The following is a 6,269-nucleotide window of genomic DNA, read 5'->3' as shown; positions in this document are numbered from 1 at the left end:
AGCGCAGTCGAAGTAAGTCCAGTTCCCGCTACTATAATAAGTCTTAACTTAATTGTTGAGACTTTTTTTGTTTTGAAAACGAAAACACAAAGGATGAGAAGTTTATGCTAAGCGCAGTCGAAGTAAGTCCAGTTCCCGCTAATAATTAGAGTAATCAGAAATGGTTACTCTTTTTTTATCTAATAAAATCAAGGATTTGCAAGTCTTTTCAAATATCTTTCAAAATTAAATGTCTTATAGTCATAATAGACTGATTTTTATCATGCACATAAATCTATTTCTTTTATGTTGAAGTAATGCGTAGTAAAGATTGTAACTTTGCAAAAAATAGTAATATGCATAAAGCAGGTTTTGTAAATATCATAGGAAACCCAAATGTTGGGAAATCAACACTTATGAATGCCTTTATAGGTGAAAAATTATCAATCATTACCTCTAAGGCTCAGACCACGCGCCATCGTATTTTAGGAATTGTCAATGGAGAGGATTTTCAAATGATATTAAGTGATACCCCTGGTATTATAAAGCCAGCTTATGAGTTGCAAGCCTCTATGATGGATTTTGTGAAATCTGCTTTTGAAGATGCTGATGTATTAATTTACATGGTTGAAATTGGCGAAAAAGAATTAAAGGATGAGGCTTTTTTTAAAAAAATTACCAACTCAAAGATTCCTGTTTTGTTATTGTTAAATAAGATTGATAATTCAAATCAAGAACAGCTTGAAGAACAGGCTCAATTATGGCAAGAAAAGGTTCCTAATGCAGAGTTTTATCCAATTTCGGCACTTAATGGATTTAATGTTCAGAATGTATTTGATAGAATTGTAGAGTTATTGCCTGAGTCACCAGCATTTTACCCAAAAGACCAATTAACAGACAAACCTGAACGTTTTTTTGTTAATGAAGCCATTAGAGAAAAAATCTTATTACACTATAAAAAAGAAATTCCTTATGCTGTAGAAGTAGATACAGAAGAGTTTTTTGAAGAGGAAAATATTATAAGAATTCGCTCCGTAATAATGGTTGAGCGCGAAACTCAAAAAGGAATCATCATTGGTCATAAAGGTTCTGCATTAAAACGTGTAGGAATTGAGGCTCGTAAAGATTTAGAAAAATTCTTTGGTAAGCAGGTGCACTTAGAATTGTATGTTAAGGTAAACAAAAACTGGCGCAGCAATCAAAATCAATTAAGGCGTTTTGGCTATAATCACCGATAAGCTCTGAGAGTATCTTGCATAAAGGCATATAGTTTGTACATCTCGGGTTCTCCCTTGGATTTGCCTATTCGGCCTATAAAGTAAAGTGCAAACCAAATAATAACCATGAATAAGGTTAAAAATAATTGAACGGCATAAGAGTTGCCTAAGCTCATATTGGTATAAGCCCAAATGCCAAAAGCAATAAACAATCCAGCAACTATAAAATGTAGAAACATAAACATAGTCCAAATAGTTGGGTTAGGTCCAAAAAGTCCGTGGACTGTGGCGGTACTTTTATCTTTTTCATTAATTTCTAGATGTAATTGTGGTGACCAGTAGTGTTGTTGCTGCTTAGGGAAACGAATAAAAACATGGTCGTCTAACCGAGTGACAATAAACTGTGACTGTTCATTTTTTTGTGCTTCAAATCTAGCTAAAAGGATTTCATTAGTTGTTTCAACATCAAATTTAAAACGCGGACGTAAAACGATTTCATTAGTAAGTTCCATAATAATCTGTAACAGATACCAATTTACACAATTTCTTTAATATTTAATCCTATCTTTGCAGCCGCTTACAGGATATGTAATGCATAGTAAATCAAATAGATATGAGTAATATAGTAGCCATAGTTGGGCGTCCTAATGTAGGTAAATCAACGTTCTTCAATAGATTAATACAACGCCGAGAAGCCATTGTAGATGCGGTAAGCGGTGTAACCAGAGACAGGCATTACGGTAAAAGTGATTGGAACGGTAAAGAATTTTCATTAATTGATACTGGCGGATACGTCGTAGGAAGTGATGATATTTTTGAAGCTGAAATTGATAAGCAAGTAGAATTAGCTATTGAAGAAGCCGATGCTATTATCTTTATGGTAGATGTCGAAAGTGGTGTGACGGGTATGGATGAGGACGTAGCACAATTACTCAGAAAGGTTAAGAAACCTGTGTTCTTAGTGGTTAATAAAGTAGACAATAATAAACGCGCCGAAGATGCTGTTGAATTTTATGCGTTAGGATTGGGTGATTATTACACCATTGCGAGTATTAATGGAAGTGGTACAGGAGATTTATTAGACGCAGTTCTTGATGCTCTGCCAGAAATACAAGCGGAAGAAGAGGAAGATGCTTTACCACGTTTTGCCGTTGTTGGTAGACCAAATGCAGGTAAATCGTCGTTTATAAATGCGCTCATTGGTGAGGAGCGATATATCGTCACAGATATTGCAGGTACAACTCGAGATTCTATAGATACAAAATACAACCGCTTTGGCTTTGAGTTTAATTTAGTTGATACTGCGGGAATCCGTCGTAAATCTAAAGTCAAAGAAGACTTAGAATTTTATTCTGTAATGCGAAGTGTAAGAGCTATAGAACATTCTGACGTATGCTTGTTAGTTTTAGATGCTACGCGTGGTTTTGATGGACAAGTTCAAAATATATTTTGGTTAGCAGAGCGAAACCGAAAGGGTATTGTTATTTTGGTTAATAAGTGGGATTTGGTTGAAAAAGAAACCAAAACTGCTAAAGAGTTTGAAACCTACATCAGAAAGCAAATCGAGCCTTTTACAGATGTACCTATTGTTTTTATTTCGGTATTAAATAAACAACGTATTTTTAAAGCTATCGAAACAGCTGTTGAAGTTTATAATAACAGAACTAAGCGCATTAAAACAAGTGTTCTTAACGATGTTTTATTGCCGATAATTGAAAGCTATCCTCCACCGGCATACAAAGGGAAATTTGTTAAGATTAAATATATTATGCAGTTGCCTACGCCGCAACCGCAGTTTGCATTTTTCTGTAATTTACCACAGTATGTAAAAGAACCTTATAAGCGTTATTTAGAAAATAAGCTAAGAGAAAAATTTGATTTTCATGGCGTTCCTATAAGTGTATACATGAGAAAAAAATAGTATATTAGATGCGCTATGAAAATATTTAAAACTGCAGGTGTATTCATTCTGCTTTTGACTAACGTATTATTAGGTTATGGGCAAAATAGTCCACCTACAATTGTAGTAATTGGCGATCAAAATTATTGCGTTGGCACTAATACACCAGTGGCTACTAGTGTTTCAATAACAGACCCTGATGTTACTGATACAACCTTAGAAACCGTATCAATTCAGATTTCACAAAATTATGTGCTAGGAGCAGACAATTTAGCTTTATTAGGTTTACATCCAAGCATCAATGCTGTTTGGGATATAGTTTCTGGAAAGCTATTTCTTAATGCTATATCAGGTTCTGCATCTTTTGCTCAATTTGAAGCGGCAATATTAGATGTTGTTTTTACTACAACACAAACCGTTTTTACTGCAGATAGGAAAATTTCTATAAACTTAGGTAGTGCTAATTTTTTACCTTCGACAGGGCATTATTATTTTTATGAACCTAATATAAATATCACTTGGGCACAAGCCAAAACTGCGGCTGAATCTCAAAATTATTTTGGTTTACAAGGGTATTTAGCAACTTTAACATCTCCAGAAGAAGCCCAATTGTCAGGAGAACAAGCTTCAGGTACAGGATGGATTGGAGCCACGGACGAATCGTCAGAAGGTACTTGGAGATGGGTTACAGGTCCAGAAGGGCTAGAAAATTTTGGTGCAGGTAGACCCTTTTGGCAAGGAACATTTACTGGCGGCCCAGTTAATGGCGAATATTCTAAATGGAATAATGGGGAACCAAATCAAAATGGTAATGAAGATTATGCACATATTACAGACCCATCTATTGGTATAGCAGGTTCGTGGAACGATTTGTCAAATACTGGGCCGCCATCTGGTCCTTATCAAGCTAAAGGTTACATGGTTGAATTTGGTGGCATGCCAGGAGATCCAGTGATTAATTTATCTGGCGCAACGACTCTAAATATGCCACAAATACAGGTAGTTAATGTTCAGGGTTGTGAAGGAGAAGAATTTAATCTGTTGGTAAACACTAATGTAGACGAAATAATTTGGTATGCAGATGCTGCTTTAACTACAGTTGTTAACACTGGTAATACTTATACAACTACACTTAACGAGACCACAACCTATTTCATAATATCGAGATTTTCAGGTTGTATTGACCAACAACAGAGAATGCTTACAGTAACAGTAGATGCATTGCCAGAAGTAGTTAATCTAACAATCCAACAATGTGATGATGCTTCAGGAGATGGTGTTTCTGCTTTTGAGTTAAATGCTTTTAGCGGTGCAATCGCCAATGGAAACACAACTAATGTTGTTACCTTTTTTGAAGATATGGCGCTCACAATTCCTATCAATGCATTAAGTTACATCAATCAAGTAAATAATCAGGTCATATATGCTCGCGTATTGAACCAGACCACAAATTGTGATAATATTGCCGAGGTTACCTTAAGTGTTTCTTTACCTTCAAATCAGGTTTACAATTTAGAAATATGTGATGATGAAGAAGAAGATGGTTTAACAGAATTTGATTTATCTCTTCTTAATACTGAAATTTTAATGGATCTCCCTGTAACTGCTCAGATTAGTTATTTTGAAAGCTTTGATGATGCATTATTAAATGATAACCCTTTAGGAAATACCTACACTAATCAGACACCAGATTACCAAGCAATCTTTGTTAAGGTCACAGATGGTTTGGAGTGTTTAGGTATAAGTGAAGTTAACCTTACAGTAAATCCTTTGTCTGAGTTATTGCCTGATGAAACAGTATTTTATTGCCAAAACACTTTTCCAGAAACCATTATCCTTAATGGTGGAATTGTAAATGAGGTTCCAAACAATTTTTATTATAACTGGTCAACAGGCGAAACAACTATTGAAATAGAAGTCAATGAACCGGGTATTTATACGGTTAAAGTAACTGAAGTAGACGGCTGCTCTAATTTAAGAACCATTACAGTTCTTGGCTCTGAGATTGCTGTAATAGATAGTATAGATGTTACAGATGCTTTAGAAAATAATGTAGTTACTGTTAATGTTTTAAATCATAACAGCTACGAGTTTTCTCTAAATTCTGAAAGCGGTCCGTTTCAAGATTCAAATATTTTTAATAATGTACCATCAGGAATTCAAACGGTATATGTTAGAGACAAAAACGGATGTGGTGTCGTTTCAGAATCATTTCCTGTTATAGGATTTCCTAAATTCTTCACGCCTAACGGGGATGCAAATAACGATTTTTGGACTATTAATGGATTTAGTGAAGAATTTTTAGCTAATTCTAGAGTACAAATTTTTGACCGTCACGGAAAGTTATTAACGCAACTTACCACCGAAAATCCTTTTTGGGATGGCCGTTATAACGGAAATCCTATGCCGTCAGATGACTATTGGTTTTCGGTGCAACTTCAAGATGGGCGAACCTTTACTAAACATTTTGCTTTGAAACGTTAACACTAATTAGCATTAATTAGTGTTATCTTAAGGGATTTCTCACGAGATATGATTAGGTTTGAATTGAAACACAAAGTGTTACTGTTAAGTTAAATAGTTATAGTATTGGCTACAAATCATCAACCATCAATCAATCACTTTTATTAATCACATTATTTTTTTCTGTATTTATATTTTCTCAGCAAAAATCATTTAAAATTCAGGACTCACTATTAGCTGCAGATACAAAAGCACCATTAGAGTCTACTACAGTTTATTTATAACGCGTTAAGGATAGTAGCTTAATTACTTATACAATTACTGATGAAACCGGAAAATTTTCATTAGAAGATAACACGTATGATGATTTTTTAAACTTATTATTGATTGTCATTTTAATCATAAATTGAAAAATATAATGATCTCTCTGTCATTTCGAGCGTGGTCACAGAGCGTGGTCGAAGTGTAGTCGAAGTGTAATCGATAAATATAAGCACTTGATTTTAATACATTTAGACTATAGTTTATGCTGAGCACAGTCGAAGTACTCAATACTATAGATTAAATTAATTGAGTTACACGCTTAGTTTCTGTTTTAATTGATTTTGATATATTGGTTTACTTTCTACCATTCTTGTAATTGTTTTATGAAAGATACTCGTCTTAAATTGAGAACGATTAATTCTAAAACAAAACTCATCAAAATAAGC

At 34.3% G+C, this 6,269-nt stretch carries 4 protein-coding genes and 1 pseudogene; 3 read left to right on the top strand and 2 right to left on the bottom strand.

Annotated features, from left to right (window positions below; translation table 11 throughout):
• Nucleotides 1–335: 335 nt before the first annotated feature.
• On the top strand, nucleotides 336–1,217 hold the full coding sequence (era, locus tag HKP48_RS10365) for a GTPase Era (protein WP_296345552.1): 882 nt from the start codon (nucleotides 336–338) through the stop codon (nucleotides 1,215–1,217).
• On the opposite strand, the gene HKP48_RS10360 is transcribed toward era, so the two are convergent.
• Complete coding sequence (locus HKP48_RS10360) at nucleotides 1,208–1,708, bottom strand: GTP-binding protein (protein WP_296345550.1); 501 nt, start codon at nucleotides 1,706–1,708, stop codon at nucleotides 1,208–1,210. The genes era and HKP48_RS10360 overlap by 10 nt on opposite strands.
• Before the next feature lie 101 nt (nucleotides 1,709–1,809).
• Between HKP48_RS10360 and der the strand changes: the two genes are divergently transcribed.
• Both der and HKP48_RS10350 read left to right on the top strand, forming a co-directional pair.
• A complete protein-coding gene (gene der / locus HKP48_RS10355) occupies nucleotides 1,810–3,117 on the top strand; it encodes a ribosome biogenesis GTPase Der (RefSeq protein ID WP_296345547.1) in 1,308 nt (435 codons plus the stop codon).
• Between the two features lie 15 nt (nucleotides 3,118–3,132).
• The gene (locus HKP48_RS10350; protein ID WP_296345545.1) at nucleotides 3,133–5,580 is read left to right on the top strand and encodes a T9SS type B sorting domain-containing protein; all 2,448 of its coding nucleotides are present in this window, start codon (nucleotides 3,133–3,135) and stop codon (nucleotides 5,578–5,580) included.
• A gap of 554 nt (nucleotides 5,581–6,134) precedes the next feature.
• Here HKP48_RS10350 and HKP48_RS10345 read toward each other — a convergent pair.
• Nucleotides 6,135–6,269, bottom strand: a pseudogene (locus tag HKP48_RS10345) (IS1595 family transposase); the annotation flags it as partial.

This window comes from Winogradskyella sp. (assembly GCF_013042245.1).
Taxonomy (GTDB): Bacteria; Bacteroidota; Bacteroidia; order Flavobacteriales; family Flavobacteriaceae; genus Winogradskyella.
Note: the sequence above shows the minus strand (reverse complement) of the source record. Positions and strands in the feature narration are given on the sequence as shown.

Excerpts from the sequence above, each read along its gene's own strand:
- era (WP_296345552.1), top strand. The coding sequence starts at position 336 with ATGCATAAAGCAGGTTTTGTAAATATCATAGGAAACCCAAATGTTGGG.
- HKP48_RS10360 (WP_296345550.1), bottom strand. The coding sequence starts at position 1,708 with ATGGAACTTACTAATGAAATCGTTTTACGTCCGCGTTTTAAATTTGAT.
- der (WP_296345547.1), top strand. The coding sequence starts at position 1,810 with ATGAGTAATATAGTAGCCATAGTTGGGCGTCCTAATGTAGGTAAATCA.
- HKP48_RS10350 (WP_296345545.1), top strand. The coding sequence starts at position 3,133 with ATGAAAATATTTAAAACTGCAGGTGTATTCATTCTGCTTTTGACTAAC.